The 19,123-nt window shown below is 66.3% G+C and carries 17 protein-coding genes; 7 read left to right on the top strand and 10 right to left on the bottom strand.

The window, feature by feature from the left end; translation table 11 throughout:
• The first annotated feature begins 37 nt into the window (after positions 1–37).
• Positions 38–2,014 carry an ABC transporter ATP-binding protein/permease gene (locus K8R92_02930; protein ID MCE9618846.1) on the top strand — a complete coding sequence of 659 codons (1,977 nt, stop codon included), beginning with the start codon at positions 38–40 and terminating at the stop codon, positions 2,012–2,014.
• On the opposite strand, the gene K8R92_02925 is transcribed toward K8R92_02930, so the two are convergent.
• The 4 genes from K8R92_02925 to K8R92_02910 are packed head-to-tail and all read right to left on the bottom strand — an operon-like array spanning position 2,003 to position 7,037.
• Positions 2,003–3,142, bottom strand: a complete 1,140-nt coding sequence (locus K8R92_02925) for a glycosyltransferase (protein MCE9618845.1) — start codon at positions 3,140–3,142, stop codon at positions 2,003–2,005. The two genes, K8R92_02930 and K8R92_02925, sit on opposite strands and share 12 nt — an antisense overlap.
• Positions 3,143–3,178: 36 nt before the next feature.
• A complete protein-coding gene (locus tag K8R92_02920; protein MCE9618844.1) occupies positions 3,179–3,982 on the bottom strand; it encodes a lysophospholipid acyltransferase family protein in 804 nt (267 codons plus the stop codon).
• Complete coding sequence (gene crtI / locus K8R92_02915; protein MCE9618843.1) at positions 3,979–5,571, bottom strand: phytoene desaturase; 1,593 nt, start codon at positions 5,569–5,571, stop codon at positions 3,979–3,981. The genes K8R92_02920 and crtI (K8R92_02915) overlap by 4 nt, the downstream gene beginning before the upstream one ends.
• Positions 5,568–7,037 carry an aldehyde dehydrogenase family protein gene (locus tag K8R92_02910; GenBank protein ID MCE9618842.1) on the bottom strand — a complete coding sequence of 490 codons (1,470 nt, stop codon included), beginning with the start codon at positions 7,035–7,037 and terminating at the stop codon, positions 5,568–5,570. The genes crtI (K8R92_02915) and K8R92_02910 overlap by 4 nt, the downstream gene beginning before the upstream one ends.
• 120 nt (positions 7,038–7,157) lie before the next feature.
• On the opposite strand from K8R92_02910, the gene crtI (K8R92_02905) reads away from it, so the two are divergent.
• Both crtI (K8R92_02905) and K8R92_02900 read left to right on the top strand, forming a co-directional pair.
• Positions 7,158–8,732: a phytoene desaturase gene (crtI, locus tag K8R92_02905; GenBank protein MCE9618841.1), complete on the top strand. Its 1,575-nt coding sequence runs from the start codon at positions 7,158–7,160 to the stop codon at positions 8,730–8,732.
• Positions 8,705–9,487: a tryptophan 2,3-dioxygenase gene (locus K8R92_02900; GenBank protein MCE9618840.1), complete on the top strand. Its 783-nt coding sequence runs from the start codon at positions 8,705–8,707 to the stop codon at positions 9,485–9,487. Before crtI (K8R92_02905) ends, K8R92_02900 begins: the two co-directional genes overlap by 28 nt.
• Before the next feature lie 56 nt (positions 9,488–9,543).
• Here K8R92_02900 and K8R92_02895 read toward each other — a convergent pair whose 3' ends face one another.
• From K8R92_02895 to rpsT, 4 genes are all read right to left on the bottom strand, one after another.
• Positions 9,544–12,810, bottom strand: coding sequence for a hypothetical protein (locus K8R92_02895; GenBank protein MCE9618839.1), 3,267 nt, complete (start codon positions 12,808–12,810; stop codon positions 9,544–9,546).
• Positions 12,780–13,298, bottom strand: a complete 519-nt coding sequence (locus tag K8R92_02890; protein MCE9618838.1) for an HAD hydrolase family protein — start codon at positions 13,296–13,298, stop codon at positions 12,780–12,782. Before K8R92_02890 ends, K8R92_02895 begins: the two co-directional genes overlap by 31 nt.
• Positions 13,299–13,359: 61 nt before the next feature.
• Positions 13,360–14,148 (bottom strand): CPBP family intramembrane metalloprotease, encoded by a 789-nt coding sequence (locus K8R92_02885; GenBank protein ID MCE9618837.1) that lies wholly within the window; start codon positions 14,146–14,148, stop codon positions 13,360–13,362.
• Complete coding sequence (gene rpsT / locus K8R92_02880) at positions 14,145–14,468, bottom strand: 30S ribosomal protein S20 (GenBank protein MCE9618836.1); 324 nt, start codon at positions 14,466–14,468, stop codon at positions 14,145–14,147. The genes K8R92_02885 and rpsT overlap by 4 nt, the downstream gene beginning before the upstream one ends.
• A gap of 136 nt (positions 14,469–14,604) precedes the next feature.
• Here rpsT and K8R92_02875 point away from each other — a divergent pair, with 136 nt between their 5' ends.
• From K8R92_02875 to K8R92_02865, 3 genes are all read left to right on the top strand, one after another.
• A complete protein-coding gene (locus K8R92_02875; GenBank protein ID MCE9618835.1) occupies positions 14,605–15,840 on the top strand; it encodes a hypothetical protein in 1,236 nt (411 codons plus the stop codon).
• Positions 15,841–15,843: 3 nt separating this feature from the next.
• Positions 15,844–16,875: a lysophospholipid acyltransferase family protein gene (locus tag K8R92_02870; GenBank protein MCE9618834.1), complete on the top strand. Its 1,032-nt coding sequence runs from the start codon at positions 15,844–15,846 to the stop codon at positions 16,873–16,875.
• Positions 16,876–16,945: 70 nt separating this feature from the next.
• The gene (locus K8R92_02865; protein ID MCE9618833.1) at positions 16,946–17,254 is read left to right on the top strand and encodes a hypothetical protein; all 309 of its coding nucleotides are present in this window, start codon (positions 16,946–16,948) and stop codon (positions 17,252–17,254) included.
• 27 nt (positions 17,255–17,281) lie between these two features.
• Here the strand turns inward: K8R92_02865 and K8R92_02860 are convergent, their stop codons facing one another.
• Positions 17,282–17,656, bottom strand: a complete 375-nt coding sequence (locus K8R92_02860) for a hypothetical protein (protein MCE9618832.1) — start codon at positions 17,654–17,656, stop codon at positions 17,282–17,284.
• Complete coding sequence (locus K8R92_02855) at positions 17,653–18,015, bottom strand: hypothetical protein (protein MCE9618831.1); 363 nt, start codon at positions 18,013–18,015, stop codon at positions 17,653–17,655. Before K8R92_02855 ends, K8R92_02860 begins: the two co-directional genes overlap by 4 nt.
• Positions 18,016–18,114: 99 nt before the next feature.
• Here K8R92_02855 and galE point away from each other — a divergent pair, with 99 nt between their 5' ends.
• Positions 18,115–19,119: a UDP-glucose 4-epimerase GalE gene (gene galE / locus K8R92_02850; GenBank protein MCE9618830.1), complete on the top strand. Its 1,005-nt coding sequence runs from the start codon at positions 18,115–18,117 to the stop codon at positions 19,117–19,119.
• Positions 19,120–19,123 lie beyond the last annotated feature (4 nt).

Genomic DNA, 19,123 nt, shown 5'->3' with positions numbered 1-19,123 from the left:
ACCCTGCCCCGCGACGCTCATGGGCTACCATCGGGTCATGTCCTCTGGCCGCGGCAGCCGCCGCCTTTACCGCGAATATCTTGAGACCCTGCGCGAGCGGAAGAGGAAGGCCAAGATCGATCCGGTTTCCATCTCGTGGCATGGCTCGGAGCGCAGCCTGCGCCGCAACCGCTCCTTCGGTCAGCTCTTCCGCTCTTTCCTGGGCGAGTTGCGCCCCCACCGCGCCTCGCTTCTCTTCACCATGGGCACGATCGCGCTGGGCGCCGGCCTCACACTCATTCCGCCGGCCGCGACCAAGCTGGCCATCGACAATGTCTTCATCGGCGCGCCGCTGCCCGCATGGATCGACCGGATCATTCCGCACACCGTCACGGGGGACCGCACCGCGCTGCTGGGATGGATTGCCGTGGGCATTCTGGTGGTGAGCGTCTTCGGCACGGCCATCAGCATCTCCGGGCGCTGGCAGGCCACGCGCATCACCAAGCGGCTGCAGGTGCACATCCGCCGCAAGACCTTCGAGCATGCTGTGCATCTGCCGCTGCACCGCGTCTGGCAGATGAAATCCGGCGGCATCGCCAGCCTGCTGCGCGAGGACGCGGGCGGCGTGGCTGAACTGGTCTTCAACATGCTCTACAACCCCTTCCGCGCCATCGTGCAGCTGGTCGGGATCCTGACCATTCTCACGATCACGGATTTCAGGTTGCTGCTGGGGGCCGGGCTTCTGCTGCCGATTGTCTGGCTCAGTCATCGAACCTGGATCGGCCGTATCCGTCCGCTCTACCGTGACATCCGCCAGCAGCGCACCGACGTCGACTCGCACGCCACCGAGGCCTTCGGCGGCATGCGCGTGGTGCGGGCCTTCGCGCGCGAGCAGAGCGAGACATCGCGATTTCTGCGCGGCAGTCACCTGATGGCGCGGCAGGAGATCCTGACCTGGTGGTGGAGCCGCGGCATCGAGCTGGCATGGGCGCTGCTGATTCCCACGGCCAGCGCGCTGCTGCTCTGGTATGGCGGGCGGCAGGTGATCGCCGGTTCGCTGACCCCCGGCGATCTGGTTTTGTTCCTCACCTATCTCGCGATGCTGCTGGGACCTCTGGAAGCGCTGGCCAGCAGCGCCACGAATTTCCAGACGAACCTCGCCGGCTACGACCGCACGCTCGACGTGCTCAACGAAACGCCGGAGCTGCCCGATCGGCCCGGCGCGCAGCGACTGGACCGCCGCGCCATGGCCGGGGCGATGCGCGTCGAGAACCTTGAGTTCACCTATCCCAACTCCAAGGTTCCCGTGATCTGCGGCGTCTCCTTCGATGTGAGCCCCGGCGAGACCGTGGCCTTCGTCGGCGCCAGCGGCGCCGGCAAGACCACCCTGTGCAATCTCATCGCGCGATTCTTCGACCCGACCGGCGGGCGCATCCTGGTGGACGGCGTCGACCTGCGCGACATCCGGCTGCATGACTGGCGCAGCCTGCTGGGCATCGTGGAGCAGGATGTCTTCCTCTTCGATGGCACGATCGCCGACAACATCGCCTATGGGCGCAAGCACGCCTCGACGGAGGACATCGAACGGGCGGCCATGCTTGCCTGCTGCCACGGCTTCATCCACGAGATGCCCAAGAAATACCTGACCCGCATCGGCGAGCGCGGCGTGCGCCTCTCCGGCGGCCAGCGGCAGCGCATCGCCATCGCCCGCGCGGTGCTGGCGGATCCGCGCATCCTGATCCTGGACGAGGCCACCAGCAACCTCGACGTGGAGAGCGAGCTCTTCATCCAGGAGGGTCTGGTGAACCTGATGCGACACCGGACATCCTTCGTGATCGCGCACCGCCTCTCGACCATCCGCAACGCTCATAAGATCGTCGTGCTCAAGGGTGGCGCCGTGGCGGAAATCGGCTCGCACGAGGAGCTCATGGCCCGCGGCGGCTCCTACTCCGAGATGGTGCTGATCCAAACGGCGCGAACCGAGGTCAAGAAGATCGAGCCCGCTGCACCGGCCGCGGTCGTTTCAAGTTCCTGAGATGCGCCCGCGCCAGGCGCGGCGTCCGCTGCGCGACAGCCACCAGCTGCGCCACTGGATCAAGGTCATCAACAGGATCGAGAGTGGATGCAGCGCCACGCCGAGCCAGGGCTGGCGGAAGCGGATGGCCAGCAGGATCCGGGTCAGAAATCCCGCGCAGAGCGCGGTGGCCAGGCAACCCTGCGCCAAGGGCGGAAGCCACATCCCGAGGCACCACGCGATCAGCAGGATCGGCGGCAGGATGTGCCCCATCACATGCAGCAGCGTGAAGACGATCAACGCTGTCATGGAGCCCAGCCCCTCGAAGGCGTTTTTGGCGAAGCCCCTCCAGGTGGCGGCGAATCCGCGGTACATGCGCACGCTCAGGTGGTCGGTGGCGTCAAAGAGATCGCTGCGCCCACCCGCCCTGCGAATCGCCTTGGGCAATTGAATGCCATCGTGCATGCTGTTGCGAAAGGCGCCATGTCCCCCCGCGCGGATCCACGCCTCGCGCTTGACCAGCAGATATTGACCGCACCCCGCGCCAAAGCTTGGACTCGCGAAGAGTCGCATGAATCCGAATGGCAGATAGCCCAGCAGCAGAAAGTGGATCAGCGGCACGATTATCGCCTCGCCCGCGGTGCCGCAGAGCTGCCGGGGAAAGGTGCTCACGATGTCGGCTTTGGAATCCTCGGCGAACTGCAATCCCAGGGCCACGGCCTCCGGAGCGAATCGAACGTCGGCGTCGGTGAAAAGGAGCCAGGTCGCGGTCGAGGCTCGTCCCATCTGCTCGCAGCCCCACTGCTTGCCGTTCCATCCGGCCTCCAGCGGTTTCGTCGGAACGACGCGGCAGCGCGGATCGCTCCGAGCGATCGACTCGACGATGGCGGGCGTCGCATCCTGGCTTTGGTCGTCGTAGACCAGCACCTCGACCGTGGCGTTCGCGCTGGACAGAATGCCCACCACGCATGCCTTGATGTTGGCGGCTTCGTCGCGGGCGGGAATGCAGATCGAAACCTCGGTCTGCGCCGGGCGCTTGCGGGCGCGGAGCCTGGGCGCCCGGTACAAATTCAGATTGATGGCGCTCATGGCCAGCGGCAAAGCGGCAGCGGCCAGTGAAGCGAAGCCGATGCCTTCAAGAAGCAGCATGGGCCATCGCTCGCTTCGGGTCGTGCGGCACGTTTGTCATCGCGGGGAATTCGACGGAAGGGAGCGGTGACCGGTCTCGATCCCGGGAGTCTTTCCGCGAAGTCGCAGCCAGAAGTCGTACACCGGATGATTCCCGCTCACCCGTCCGCCGAGGAGAGTTTCAAATCGGAGCGGGTCGCGCGTCTTGACCGCCTCCTGCAATCGGCGCTGATTCGCTTCCATGGATTCCGCAAGTTGCCGCTGCCAGCCGGCGGTCGAGCCATTCTCCGGCCTCTCCACTTCCACGACGCTGAAGAAAATCTCCGGCTTCTGCTCCTGCCAGAATCCATACTCGCTCGCCACGCTCCAGAGGCGCATGGAGGGACTCCGCGCCAGGATCGCCGCGGCGCCGGGACGCGGCCGAACAGGTTCGCGCACATCCACGAAGCGCCCCTGCGGCGTGAGGCCGATGGTGCAGCGCGGCAGTTCGTGCATGCGGCGTCGCACATAGTCACCCATCGCCGCAAGCGAGCCCGGATCGTCCGGATCCAGGCCGAACAGGCCGCACTTGCGCAGGAAACGGAACCGCTCCAGGGAGACCCGGTCCATCGGAATCAGGAAGGATCGCTCCGGAAAGAACATGCGGCGCAGCGCCAGGACGAGCATCGGGTCCCACCAGCTGGAATGATTCATGACGATCATGATCGGACCCGGCTCGGCGGTGAGGGCGGAAACCGCGTCCCGCTGTCCCGCAAGCACTCGCATCGCGTGGAAATTTTTTCCGATCAATCGCTTCGCGTACCAGCCCACCACGTTGGCGAACCGGAAGCTCCAGGCATCCTCAAGAATCTCGCCACTCACGAGGAAAGAGCCTCCACGGGCGCGGGCGGCGCCGCGGTCGGTGGCGCCTCGAGCTTCGGCATCGCAATCCCGAAGTCCTCGCCGATGGCCCGCGCCGCGGTCACGCCACTCATAAGAACCATCGGCACGCCGGGCCCGGGATTGGTGCTGCCTCCGGCCAGGTAGAGATGCCGCAGCACGCGGCTGCGATTGCGCGGCTTGAAACCTCCGCGCAGTCGCCCATGACTGGCCAGCCCGTAGATCGCGCCGCCCTCCGCGTTGTAGAGGCGCTCGATCGAGGCCGGCGTGAGATGGCGCTCGACGACGATGTGCTTCTCGAGGTCGGGCATGCCGAAACGCTTGAGCTTCTCCATGATCACCGGGCGGTACTGTTCGAACAATCCACCCGGACCCTCCCAGTGGTGCCGCTCACGTAAATGCGCCGTATGCACCAGCACATAGAGCGCCTCGCAACCGTCGGGCGCCTGGCGATCGTCGGTCCGGCTGGGTACGCACACGTACAGGGAGGGATCCCGCGCTGGATTGCCCGCGGCGTAAATGTCCTGGAATTCCTGCGATGAATCACGGCTGAACATGAAATTGTGATGCAGCAGATGGTCGTACTGCCGATCCAGTCCCAGATAGAGAACGACTCCGCTGCAGGCGGGCGCGTAGTTTCTGGCGATCCGCTCTTGCTCGCGTGCGCCTCGCGGTGACTGAACCAGGTCCCGATAGGTGCGCTGCACGTCGCAATTGCTCACGACGACATCGGCGGTGATACGGCGGCCATCCTCGAGCTCGACTCCGATGGCGCGGCCGCCTTCCTCCAGGATCACTTTCACCCCGACGCCATGCAACAGGGTCGCGTTCTCCTCGCGCAGGATGCGCTCCAGGCTGCGGGCGACGCTGCGCGTTCCGCCCATGCTGTACCAGCAGCCGTGATCCACCTGGGCCGCCGCGATCAATCCCAGGATCGCCGGGGCCAGAAAGGGACTCGATCCCACGTACTGCAGGAAGTGTTCGGCAAGCTGCCGCAGGTGCGACTCGGGGATGAATCGGTGCGCCGTCGCGGCAAGGGTGCTGTGCATGCGCATGGCCAGCACGTCACCCATCATTCCCGGCTCGCGCGGTGGCGGCTTGCGGATCAGGTCGCCGATCCCCTGCAGGTCCTTGTAGAAGAAGACCCGTTCGCTCAGGCGGTACATGCGGCGGCTCCACGCCACGAACTTCTCCCATCCGGCACCGGCATCAGAGCCGGGAAATTGCCGGTCCATGACAGACTTCATCTCCGCCACTTCCGAAAGCAAGTCGATGGTTGTTCCATCCTCGTAGAAGCAGCGCCACTGCGGATCGAGCCGCACCAGCTCCAGATAGTCCTCGACGCGGCGGCCACTGCGCCGAATGACGCCGCGCAGAACATCCGGAAGGGTCAGGATCGTCGGCCCCATGTCGAAGCGGAAGCCTCGCTCCTCCAGCACGTTCATCTTGCCGCCCAGATGCGAATTTTTCTCGACGATGGTCACGGCGAATCCCGCGGTGGTCAGCTCCACGGCACAGGCGAGCCCCGCGAGTCCGCCGCCCACGATCACCGCGGTCGGCCGGGATTTCACGGCGACTCCGATGAGCGATCATCGCTCTCTTGCAATTGCAGCTCGCGCTTCTTCGCCGGTCGCTCCGGCGCAGGCGCCTCAGCCATCCCCGCGAACGATACCGGAGCCGCGCCGCTGATCCATCCCACGATCTTCGCGAGGCTCTTCAATGTCTTCGCATTGGGGGTCTTCGCCGAGGGTGCCCAGCCTGCTGTCGATGTAGCTGCGACGGCGCGGGTGAGCTGCATCAGCCCTTCCCTTCCGCGGCTCGCGCCCCAGCCGCTCGATCCCCTGCCGCCGATGGCAAGCGCCGGATGGCCGGTCGGCATCACGCTCTCGTTGAAGGTGACCACGCCGACACCCAGAATCGACATCAGCGATTCGTCGCGGCACATTGCATGTGCTTCGGCCGTGTAGATGCTCGCGGTCAGATGGTGCCGGCCCCCGCGATGCAATTTGACCGCCTCTGGGAAATTCTCGACCGGGAGGATCGCCAGCACCGGGCCGAAGTGATCCCCCTCCGCGAGTGGTGAATCCACGGGACAATCCACGACCACCAGCGGGCGTAGTTGGCAACCTTTCGCGGCATCGATCACCGCCGAGAGGCTTCGCCCGCCCATGGCCACGGCTTGCCGCACAAGTTTTTCGCAACGGTCCGCCGCGTGTGCATCGATGAGCCGAAGCGGACGCGCCCCCGCCGCCAGCGGCGCCAGCGCATCGAGGAATGCCCGGTAGCACTTCCGCTCCACGAAGACCCGTCGCGGCGCCATGCAGGTCTGCCCCGCGTTCATCGTCAGCGCGTTCCAGATCGACCTGGCCGCCCTGCCCACATCGGCGCCGTCGAGGACGAACGCCGAGTCTCGACCGCTCAGTTCGAGGGTCGAGGAGGTCAGCGTTTCGGCGCAATGCGCGGCGACGGCGCGGCCGGTTTCGGTGCCGCCGGTGAACATCACATGGTCGAATCCGCCCGATTCCAGTGCCTCGCGACCGGCCTGCGGCGAACAACCCACGACCTGCAGCGCGCCTTCGGGCAATCCGCACGCTTGCGCGATCCGCAGAAGCATCGACTGGCTTCGCGGGCTCCGCTCAGAGGGCTTCACCACCACGGTGTTTCCGGCGGCGATGGCCTGCAGCAGCTGAATGCCCAGCAAGCCCGCGGGGTAGTTCCAGGTCGCGATGATCAGGACCCGCCCCAGCGGCGCGCGAAACTCGCGCAGCGAGCGCCCGATCATCCACCAGGGCCGGCCTCCGACCCGCCTGCCGCGCAGCAGTTTTTGCGCATGTCGACGGTGCCAGCGGATCGCCGCGATCAACGGCAGCAGCTCGGTGACATAGGCCTCGCCCTGGGGCTTGCCAATCTCGTCGGAAATTTCCTGCGACAGTTCCAGCGCATGATGCGCTACCGCCGATTCGAAGCGGGCCATCCAGCGCAGCCGATCCCTCCAGGGAAATCTCGGCAGCGCGTGGATAGACTCAACCGAGGCCATGGGAGTCCGAGTTTAGCCCATCTCACGATTCCATCGTTTGAAACTGCGGCAGCCTGAATCCCTTATGACCTCAGCACAGGAATGATCTCCTCTCCATCGCACCTTCGCAGGACCTCCGATGTGGCCGTCGTCGGCGCCGGCCCGGGCGGTCTCGCCGCCGCGCTGCTGCTCGCCGCCAGCGGCGCCTCGGTCGACGTGTACGAGGCGCTGCCGCAGGTCGGCGGCCGCTCGCGCCGTCTCGAGCTGAATTCCGATCGCGGAGCCTTCCGCTTCGACGTGGGCCCGACCTTCTTCATGATGCCCTACGTGCTCGACGAGATCCTCGCGGCCTCGGGCGCCAAGCTCTCGGATCACGTCGAGCTTCAGCGCCTGGACCCGATGTACCGCCTTCTCCTCGGACGGCCCGAACGCGAGCCGATCACGCTGGACACAACCCAGGACCTGCATGCCATGGAGCGGCGCCTTTCTGCCATCGAGCCCGGCGACGGCCCCGCCTTCCTCCGATTCATCGACGACAACCGACGCAAGCTCGCGGCAATGACACCGCTGCTGCGCCGGCCCATGCGCAGCGTGCTCGACCTGCTCTCAGCCGACACCCTGCGCGCCGGCCCGCGCCTCCGCCCCTGGCAAAGCCTGCACGAGCACCTCGGCGGCTACTTCAAGCACCCGCAGATCAGGCTCGCCCTCTCCTTTCAGAGCAAGTACCTGGGCATGAGCCCCTTCGAGTGCCCCGAACTCTTCAGCATCCTTCCCTTCATCGAGTACGAGTACGGCATCTGGCATCCGCGCGGCGGGTGCAACGCGCTGATGGAGGCGCTGCGCGGCATCGCCGAGGAGCTCGGCGTGCGATTCCATTTCAATGCACCGGTCGAGGCGATCGCCTTTGAGGGCCGGCGAGCCGTCGGCGTCCAGGTGGACGGTGCATTGCGGCACCACCCGCATGTGGTGGTCAACGCCGACGCCGCTGCGGCGATGAAGCGATTGATCCCCGAGTCGCTGCGCGGCCAATGGAGCGATCGCAGCATCGATCGCAAGCGCTACTCCTGCTCGACCTACATGATGTACCTGGGCCTCGAAGGCGAGATCGAACTGCCCCACCACACCATCTACGCCAGCCGCAGCTATGAGCGGAATCTGAGGGAGATCACCACCGAGGGCGTCCTCAGCGAAGACCCTTCGATGTACGTCTGCAATCCCACGCCGCTGGACGACTCCATGGCTCCGCGCGGGCACTCCTCGCTCTACGTCCTCGTGCCCACGCCCAACACGCAACCGGGAAGCAACCGCGTGGAGTGGCGCGAGTCCAACCGTGGGCTCCGCGAGCGCGCTCTCGACCAGCTGGACCACGTCTTCGGCCTCGGCGATCTCCGGCCGCGCATCCGCGCCGAGCAACGCACCACGCCCGCGGACTGGGCCACCGAGGGAATCCACTTCGGGGCGACCTTCAACCTGGCGCACACGCTCGGGCAGATGCTGCACAAGCGGCCGCAGCACAGGATGAAGGGCGTCGACGGCGTCTGGTTCGTCGGCGGCGGAACGCATCCGGGTTCGGGTCTGCCGGTGATCTTCCTCTCCTCGCAGATCACGTCGCGATTGCTCTGCGCGGAGCTGGGCCTGCGCTGCGCCCTGGACGCTCCGCCGCCCCGCGCCAACGGTATGCTCCGTGCGTGGAAATCACCTACGGCAAGTATCTGAAAGTCCAGGAATTGCTCTCGCTTCAGCAGCCGGTGGGAACCCCGGTCGAGCACGACGAGACGCTCTTCATCATCATCCACCAGGTCTACGAACTCTGGTTCAAGCAGCAGATCCACGAGGGCGAGCGCCTGGGTCGACTCTTCGCCGAGGGCCGCCTGGAAGAGGCCGCCTCCACGCTTTCGCGGATGCTCAAGATTCTCAAGACCATGGTGGCGCAGATCGACGTGCTGGAGACGATGACGCCGACCTCCTTCCTCGCCTTCCGCAGCTTTCTGACCAACGCCAGCGGATTCCAGAGCTGGCAGTTCCGCGCCTTCGAGTTCCTGCTGGGCAAGCGCAATCCCAAGGTCTTCGATCGCTACGCCCCGGGCAGCCCCGAGCGCGTCGCTCTGGAGCGGCACTTCAAGCAGCCGACGCTCTGGGCCTGCTTCGTCAAGTGCCTGGCCACGCTGAAGCAGCCGGTTCCCGAGTCGGCGCTGCAGCGCGATCCGACCGCGGCCACTGTGGCCGATCCCCAGCTCCAAGAATTGCTGCTGCGGGTCTACAAGGCGCCGGGCCCCCTGCGCGGCATGTGCGAGATGATGGTCGACCTGGACGAGGGCATCCAGGAATGGCGCTACCGGCACGTGAAAATGGTGGAGCGCACCATCGGCACCAAAACCGGCACCGGGGGCTCCTCGGGAGTGGAGTATCTGCGCAGCACACTTTTTCAGCCGCTCTTTCCCGACCTCTGGGAAATCCGCTCGCTGCTGTGAGCGCGACGCCGCGATGCACATTTGGTGCCCGGTGATTCCGGATTCGCGATCCGCTCTCAGCGGAAGGTGCTGCCCGCGGCGTTGGTCACGCGCACGCGCCCGTTGTCCAGATCCCAGACCGCCGCGTCGGCCTTGATCGGAGAGCCCTTGCCCTTCTGCATCACGGTGATCGTCCGGCCCGGCCGCGCCGCGATGGTGGCGATCTTGGTCCGCAGGTCGTAGTCGAAGGCGTCGCACTCCACGTCCACGTCGGGCGTCCGCACGAAGACCCGCCCCAGCGCCCGCACGCGCATCAACTTCACCGGCGCACCGAAGTCGGCGGGCGTCGCCTCGGAGGCGTCCGCCTTCACCGGCGCCGCCTCGAGCCGCTCCACGGTGTTTTCCAGCTGGTCGGAGGTCAGCGTCAGGGTGTCCTGCGGGCGAAGCCCCGCGTGGATCAGCTCCACGCCGCCGTCGAGCAGGATGCGGTAGCGTGACTCGCTCTCGCGAAGCATCTTCAGGGAATTGTCCCACTTGAAGCGCGTCGATCCCCGCGCGTCGAAGAGCGAGGAGGGCGCCGCCTTGGCGCCCTCGTCGTCGCGGTCAAAGATCAGCAGCGATCCCGCGGTCGGCACGTTGGACTCGCCGGTCAGAACGTTGTGGATCACCTCGCCGGCCATCAAGCGGAAAAGGCGCGGCTCGTCGGCGCGGTCGTCGCGGCCCCAGGCGCGGCTCTCGATGCGCACCTCGCCGCGCCCGTGGATCTGCTGCAGCGAGGAGGTCTCCGAGGCGAGGCCGGTTCGCTTGGCGGCGTCGCCCGCCTGCTCCATCGCGCTGGCGTCGCGACCGATGGTCAGCGTCGCCTGGCTGGCCTGGAACTGGTCGAGCTCGCGCACCGTTCGATCCGCGGTGGCGCGGACGTTGCCGCGCAGATCCAGCGTCGCGCGCCCGGACTTGTCCTTCTCATACTTCAATCCGTCGCTCCACTGCGCCTCCATCTGCGGCTTCTCGGGGATCACCGGCCGGGGCACCGGATGGGGTGAGGAGTCGACGATCGCCCGCGTCCATGAGCGGCAGCGCCCGGCGCCCGGAGCCAGCGCGGTGCCGGACTCCTCGTCGACGGTGAGCTCCTGCATCGAGTCCGCCACCACGTTGCCGCGCACCAGCAGCAGGTCGGGGCCGCGCAGCGCCACCCGCTTGGCGGGAATGTCGGCGTCCATCGACGTGGCCCAGAGCCGGGCGTCCTCGGCCAGCAGCGCCTGCACCGCGCCTTGGGACTGCACCACCGAAAGCTCCATGTTCTCCGTGGAGGATTCCTTGCCCGTCGCCGGGCGGAAGGAGCAATCCAGCGAGTCGGTCCAGAGCTTCTGTCCCTTGTCCTGCGCCTCCACGCCGCCGGTCACCAGCAGCCGCTTCGCCTTGGAGCCGCCGTCGAGACCCTGCTCCATGGAAAGATCGATTGTCTTCGCCGTCAGGCTCGACCCATCCGGCTGGCGGATCGCCGTCGCCCCGCCGTCGGCCAGCACGTGCTCCACCGCGGAACCCGGACCCGTCTTGAAGCACTCCACCAGCAGGCGCTGGGCGATGAGCCGCACCTCCTCCGCGTCGGCGTTCACGTCGCCATGAAAATCGGCGCGATAGAGCTTGCTGGAATTGGCGCCGGGCTCGAACTCCAGGTCGACCGACTTGGCCCATTGGAGCCGCACGGTTCGGGCACTCGCCGCCATGTCGGGCGGGCCGACGCTCGCATGCGTCGGATCGCCGCTCTGCACAGCCTCCTGCGCCGCGGTCGGCGCCGAAGCCATGGCCGCGACCGCCGCATCGGCGCTGCCGATGCGCATCCGCCCCGCGCCTTCCAGATGACCCTTGCCGGTGGTGCGCTCCAGATCCAGCGCCTGACCTTCGAGATCCAGTCGCGGGCTCACCAGCAGGAATGGATGATCCGCGTATCCGCGCAGCGAGACCCGATCGACGCCGGTTTCGTAGCGCATGCGCCCGCAGTCCACCCGCGCCTCGCTCTTCTCATCGTAGAGCTTGGCCGGCGCGCCCTCGATGTCGAGTCGGACATTCTCGGCGCTGCCCAGCTGGTCCTCGCTCTCGGTCGTCACCGACATGACCAGCCGGCCACGGTATTCGATGCGGATGCGATCGGGCTCCGGGGCGGCTCCGGCCAGCGCGAACGCCAGCGGCGAGACCCGCCAATCCACCGCGAAGGCGGAAACCGCCCGCGGCGCTTGCGTCGGCGGAGCGAAGAGATCGCGGGCGAGATTCTGTCCCACCACGTCACTCTCCATGCTGAACACGGCCACCAGTTTGTCGCCGTTGATCACGGTGTTTCCCTCGGCGGAAGTCCGGAAGACGCGCACGTCGTTCTCCAGGACCAGCCGGTAGAAGCGCAGCGCAGAGGCCGCGGATTTCGCTGCCTTCGCTCCCGCCTTGGACGGCGTCTCCGGCGTCGCCTTCGGCCCGGCGGGCTGAGCCGATGTCGCGGCCGGGGCGTTCGCACTTCCCGATGGCGCAGCGGAAGCCGTCACCGCGGACGTTCCGGCCGGCGACGACGGGGCCGCCTGCGCCTTGTCGTCGGGCGAGGACTTCGCCTCGACCGCGGGCGCCCGCTCGATCTCGATCGCCGAGAGGGGCCGCTCCACCGTGAGGCGCTCGATGCCCTTGCCATCCTCGGTGAGCAGCAGGGTCAGGCCCTCTCCCTCGAAGCGCAGGGAATCGGTGACCACCTTCACTTGCTTGTCGCAGCGGATCTCGCCAAGCACGCTGTCGAAGGTCGCCTCGGGCGCCTGGATGACGATGGAGGCCGTGTCGTTGGCGAGGTCGATCTCTCGGCCGCCGATCGGCTTGTAGACCTTGATGACGACGTCCCCTTCGAGCTGCCCGCTTTCCAGCGCCCGCTTGGGCACGCGCATCCGCCCGTGGTCGGCGCGCATGGTGACGATGCGTCCGCCCGAGGGGAACATCACCGACCGCGGCGCGAGCATGCGCAGCCATTTGTCCGGCTCGGGGTCGATGCGCGTCGCGCTGTACTGCTGTTCGAGGCGCCCCTTGTCGTCGGCCACCTGCACCCAGGCGCCGGATTGCAGCGAGACCTGGTCCGCCTGCACCAGCTGCGTCGTGCTTTGGGTCTCCTCGATGGTCAGCGGATCCGGCTTGGGAATGTCCTTGGCGTCGACGATCCGCGGTGTGCGCTTGGCCGAGTTCGGCGCGTCGCCGACCTGGAAAGCGATCGCCAGCGCGACCAGCCCGATCACCACGCCGCCCGCGGCCGCCACCCAGGGAAGCATGCGGTTGCGCCGCCGCGACATCACTCCCAGCCTCCGACGGATGCATCCCATTCGCCCGATGCCTTGAGCAGGAATTCCACCGCTTCGCGCACGGCACCGTGACCGCCGTTGCGTGTGGAACTCCATGCGGCCAACGCCTTGACCTCGTCCGCCGCGTCGGCGACCGCCATCGGATAACCGGCGAGCTTGAGCATCGGCAGGTCGGGCAGATCGTCCCCCATCACCGCAGCGTGCGCCGCGTCGATGCCCAGTTGCTTGAGCAACGTCTCCATCGCCTCCTTCTTGGGGCCGCTCGCCGAGATCAGGTGACGCACGCCAAGTCCGTCGAGCCGGTGGCGCAGGGCCAGTCCGCCCCGCCCGGTGATGACGGCCATCTCCTTGCCGGCGCGAAGCCACGCCCGCATGGCGAAGCCGTCGCGCACGTTGAAGCGCTTCGTCTCGTGGCCGCGGTCGTCGATCCAGATGCTGCCGTCGGTGAGCACGCCGTCGGCGTCCAGGATCAGGAGCTTGATGTTGGCAGGCGAACCGCGCGCGGGCATGCGTCCAGAGTAACGCAATCGGCTCCGCGGATGGATTCGCGGATCGGCAAGCGGCCGGTCGTCACCCGACGAAGAGCAGCGCGGTGGCGTCGTAGGCGGCGTGGGTGCCCGCGGCCACGCCGAAGCCGCGCAGTTGGAAGACCACCCCGAACCAGGCGCCGGCGGACATCAGGAAAATCACCCGGCCCCACTGCATCGCGCCGGTCGCGTCGCGGATCGGGTGGTAGACGGTGAAGAGAATCGTGCTCGCCAGCAGCGCCACCACCCAGGCGTGGCGGTCCTTCAACCGGGCCACGTCGAAGAGCAGCATGTGCAGACCGCCCATCAGCGCCATCCGAAAGAGCAGTTCCTCATAGATGCCCGCGCCCGCGGCCATCGAGGCCCGGCCCACGAAATCGAGCGAACGGATGGAGTCCTCGCTCACCGCGCCTCCGCCCATCGCCAGATGCGCGCGGCCGATCGCGATCGCCAGCACCAGCAGCGGCGCCGCCAGGGCAAAACTCTCAAGCCACATGAAGGGAATGGCCCGCCAGCGGATGCTCCAGGGCAATCGGGCCACGGCTTGCCAGATCAGTAAGGTCAGCACCAGGGCCAGCGAGGGCAGCGACATGGCGGAGACGTGCAGATCCTCGGCGCGGACCCCGAAGAGCCGGAAGAAATTCACGATGCCCCCATGGGCGCGGTTGGTCAGCACCAGCTGATCGCTGCGGAGCCAGAACACCAGTCCAAGTTCATAGAAGGCGACCAGCGGCGCCAGGAAGGCGAGGATTTCCAGCGGCCGGTTCGAGGCTTCGGCGTAGTGAAAGCGCGTGCGTGCCGCGCCGCGGCGGCGGCCGGCGGTTCCGCTCAAGCGGTTTTGCTGGCCTTGCTCTTGGCGGGCTTGGCGGTCGTGGTGCCGGTCTTGGGCGCCCGCAGCGCATTCAATCGGCGAGCCAGCAGGCTCTTGCGCCGCGCGGCCGTGTTGGGATGAATCGTCCGCTTGCCGGCGACCCGGTCCAGGATCGCCGTCGCGGAGCGAAGCTCCTTCTCCGCCAGCGTCACGTCGCCGGCCTGGACGGCGGCGAGGAATTGGCGCTTGCTTTCCTTGATCAGCCGCTTCCGGTGATTGTTGATGGCGTTCTGTTTCCGGTTCTGGCGGACTCGTTTTTCAGCTGACTTGCTATTGGGCACGTGGTTCTCCGAGGGGTCGGAAAGTATCGCCTTTTTCGCCGGGAAAGGCAAGTGCCATTTTCACTTTCCTCTTGACGAGAGGCGGTCAAAGCCTCACACTGCCATTTCGGGCATTTCGCCCGGGAGACCTCCTCGAATGGCCACTCGACCCGCCGGATCTGGCGTCCTCGTCACCCTCGTCGTCTTTGTGCTGACCACCGTCGCCTTCCTGGTGTTGTCGGTCGTGTTCTACTCGCAGATGTCCTCGGCCACCGAGGATTCGAACAAGCTGAAGCTGGACAAGAAGAACCTCAGCGCCGAGCTCGACACCGCCCGCAAGGAGGGCGAGAAACTCAAGACCGATCAGGCCACTGTGGCCGCCGAGCTCGAGCCGCTCAAGGCCAAGCTGGCCCAGCAGGAGACCGCGCTGCAGGGCTCCGGCAAGCAGATGGACGAGCTCAAGTCGCAGATCGCCGCCATGGCCAAGTCCCTGGCCGACGCCAACGACCAGCGCGACGCCGCGATCGAGTCCGCCAAGAAGGACATCGCCCCCTTCTCCAACGCCACCAGCGAGTACGCCAAAAGCATCGAGGAAAACAAGAAGATCGCCCAGGAGTCCAAGGACGAGCTCGAGCGCAGCTACAAGGCGCGCCTCGACGAGATGCAGAAGAACAGCGACAGCCTGAGCACCGAGCGCGACACGCTGCGCAGCCGGCTCGAGCAGGCGGAGAAGAAGCTCGCCCAGTTCGAGGTGAAGCCCGAGGATCCCTCCAGCCTCGTCGACGGCCACGTCATCGAGATCGGCGGGCCGGATTCAACCGTCTACCTCGACATCGGCCGCAAGCATCGCGTCGTGCCGGGCATGACCTTCGAAGTCTTCTCCACGCCCGACCAGGTCCAGAACAACAAGGACGGCAAACTGCGCGGCAAGGCCAGCCTGCAGGTCCTGCGCGTCACCGAGGACACCTCGACCGCCCGCGTGACCCGCAGCACCCCGAATCAGCCGGTGAACCGCAACGACGTCCTGATCAACGCGGTCTACAGCCCCACCTACACCTACCGCATGATGGTCTACGGCAAGTTCGATGTGAACAACGACAGCAAGGCTTCCGCCGGCGAGGCCTCGGTCATCCGCAACCAGATCCAGGATTGGGGCGGTCAGGTCGTCAACAGCGAGAAAGTCACCGGCGACCTTGACTTCGTCGTGATCGGCAATCCCCCGCCCGAGCCGCTTCCGCTGGCGGCCAACGCCGGCGACATCGAGGTCCAGGCCTACACCCAGGCCAAGAGCGACTACGACACCTACAACCGCATCATGAAGGAAGCGATGGACGCGCGGATCCCCGTCCTGAACTGGAACCGCTTCCGGGCGCTGACGGGCCAGGGCAACTGATCCATGGCCGCCGCCAGCAAGCGGCTCGCGCATCTTTCCCAGTACGCGCTCGCCCGGACGGTCGCCTCGCTTTTCCACCTCTTCGACGCGGAGCAGAACATGCGCACCGCCGCGTGTTTCGCGGCGCTCTTCTCGCGGCTGGGGGCGCGCCGGCTGGTGCGTGCGAACGTCAACATCCAACGCGCCTTTCCCGGCATGCCCGAAGAGGAGGTCCAGAGTCTCAGCGAGCGCAGCGTGGCCAGCATGTTCCAGCTCTTCATGGTGGAGTGCATGCTCACGCCGCAGCGGCTCAACGCCCGCAACTGGTCCGACAGCGTCACGCTGGGCACGGTCGGCCCGCACATGGATTTCCTGCTCTCCAACAAGCCCGCCATCTTCGTGACGGGACACTGCGGCAACTGGGAGCTGCTGGGATTTGCGCTGGCGGTCCTCGACTTCCATCTCACCGCACTGGCGCGGCCGCTGGACAATCCCTACCTCGATGAGTGGCTGCTGGGCATGCGCCAGCGGCGCGGCCTGGGCGTGCTCTCCAAGTGGAATGCCACGGAGGAACTCCAGAGCATCATCCTCCAGGGGGGGCGGATCGGCTTCATCGCCGACCAGAACGCGGGCGACGACGGCCTCTTCGTCCCCTTCTTCGGCCAGATGGCCAGCAGCTACAAGAGCATCGGCCTGCTGGCGATGCGCTACCGCATCCCGATCTTCGTCGGCACCGCCGTCCGCGAGACCAACCGGCTCAAGTACCGGCTTGAGATCATCGACCGGATCAATCCGGAAGAGTGGGATGCCGTCGAGGATCCGCTCTTCTACATCACGGCACGGTTCAATCGCGGCATCGAGAATGCCATTCGACTGGCTCCCGAGCAGTACCTGTGGGTGCATCGACGTTGGAAAAGCCGGCCACCGTGGGAGCGCGACGGCAAGCCGATGCCCGAGCGGGTCAAGCACAAGCTCCGCTCGCTTCCCTGGCTCTCGCCGCAGGAATTGGAGCGGCTGCTGCAGGCGACGCCGCCGGTCGAGGCCCGCGTCTCCTGAGTTGCGCGGCTTCGGCGGGCTTCACGCGATCGCACGTTCACCATCCGGCGGCTATTCTTCCCGGCTCGACATGTCCAAACGACAGCTCGTCATTCTCTCGCGGACCAACAACAAGGATGGCTCCCTTGGCCCCCTTGGAAGCCGCAGCGATGTCGTGAAATCACTCTCGGTACGCAACACGGCTGCCGAATCCGAAGGCGGCGACACCTTGTACGGGCCCGGCATCGAGATCGAGCTCCCCCCGTATCAGGATCCCGTGCTGCAGATGCTCCTGACCATCAGCGACGACGACATCGCATGGGTGGTCATCATGAAGCTGGCCAAGGACCTGCAATGGAAAGTCCTCGACCCCGCCTCGGGGCGCGAGCTCACTCCGTGATGTCGATGTGATCCGCGGATGCGGGCGCTACTCGAGTGGCTCGCTCTCGATGCCGGCGGCCTCGCCCTTGAGCTTCTTGTCCGCGTAGCGCTTGATCCAGTTCTCCCAGGATTTGCCCGCGGCGGCGTCCTTGCCGGTGAAGCAAAGAGCGCGGATGCTCGCCTGGGGAATGGTCATGCGCGAGCGGCCATCCTTGGGAAGGATGCGGACCGCATTCCCGGCGGGGCCGCCCCGCTTGAGATCGAAAACATAGCCCTCGATCGAGGTGCCATCCTTCAATTCCAGGGTGACGTCGCCGCGAAAACCCGTCGCTTCGACCAGGGCCGCATCGAACTGAACGCCATCTTCACAATCCACCCGGAGCGGCTGTGCCGCAGGCGAAGCCGTCTGGGACTCAATCATGAATTGGCCTGCAGTTCATTGACCTGGGCCGCCTCCGCTGCGAGCGCCTCGTCGAGCTGGCGGATCAGATCCTCCACCTCAGCCACGGCTTTCTCCAGCGAATTGCAACCCTGAACCACGGTCATGGGATCCTTGCCGCCCTTCTGGCGGCTGCGGTCGGTCAGGGCCTCGGCGCCATTCTTGAGGGCGGCTGCCAATTGACAAGCCTCGCGCAGGGCCTGAAGCCTTGGGTCGTCTTTCGCAACCCCTTTCAGAGCCACGGTTCCAGATAGGTGAAGGGAAGTTTTCGGCTCCGCCGAGGTCTTCACTTCGGTCACGCGGGTCGTCACCAGGGACTTCCCAAATAAGAATCCATCCATGGAGGCTATTCTCTCAGGTCGTGTCGGATTCGGCAAGGTGCCCTATTTCTCTCAAATGGCGGTTCCTGCGTAATCGGACGCTTCCTGGAGTCCAATGAAGTGAAGATAACCGTCACCGGAGCCGCTGGTTACATCGGCTCCCATGCGTGCCTGAGCCTGCTCGATGCGGGCCACGATGTCCATGGTCTGGACAATTTCTCGCGAAGTTTCCCGCGCACGGTCGCCGCGCTGGAGCGTGTCGGCCGCGATCATTTCCATTTCACGCAGGTTGAACTTTGCGATCCTCGCGCCGCGGAGGCGGCCTTGCAATCGCGGCCCCCCGAAATCGTGCTGCACTTCGCGGCTTTGGCGGTGGTGCCTGAAAGCGTGGCCTCCCCCCAGTTGTACTGGCGGAACAACGTCGAGGGCACCGCTTCCCTGCTCACCGCCATGGAGGGGGTCCATGCGGACAAACTCATCTTTTCCAGCAGTTGCGCCACCTACGGCGAGCCGGCGGCGGCGCTGATGCCGATCGCCGAAACCTGTCCGCAACATCCGACTCATCCCTATGGCCGGAGCAAGCTCGCCTGCGAGCAGTTGGTGGACCATTGGGTTCGATGCGGCTCGCCCGATCGCGGCGCCGTGATCCTTCGCTACTTCAATGTCGCCGGCGGTGACCGGCTCGGGCGGCTCGGCGAGGATCACGAGCCCGAGACGCACCTCTTCCCCAACTGTCTGCGCGCCGCGGCGGGGCGCCTCGCGGAGCTGGTGGTTCACGGAGGCGACTTCCCCACGCCCGACGGCACCTGCGTGCGCGACTATGTGCACGTGGAAGATCTGGTCGACGCGCACCTCGAGGCGATCAAGGTCATGCCCAGTCGATCCGCGACGACGCTGAACGTCGGCACGGGACATGGGGCGAGCGTGCTCGAGGTCCTCAAGGCGTGCGAAGCCGCGGCGGGACGACCGATTCCATTTCGACTGGACGCGCGCCGCGCCGGCGATCCCCCGACGCTGGTCTGCGATCCGCGGAAAATCCTGAGCACGACTTCGTGGCGACCAACCCGATCGTCGCTCGATTCGATCGCGCGAAGCGCCTGGATGTGGATTCAATCCCGCGGCTGACCGA

The sequence above is a fragment of the Planctomycetota bacterium genome (assembly GCA_021414025.1).
Lineage (GTDB): Bacteria > Planctomycetota > Phycisphaerae > Phycisphaerales > SM1A02 > SYAC01.
This window is presented reverse-complemented; position numbering and strand designations above follow the sequence as displayed.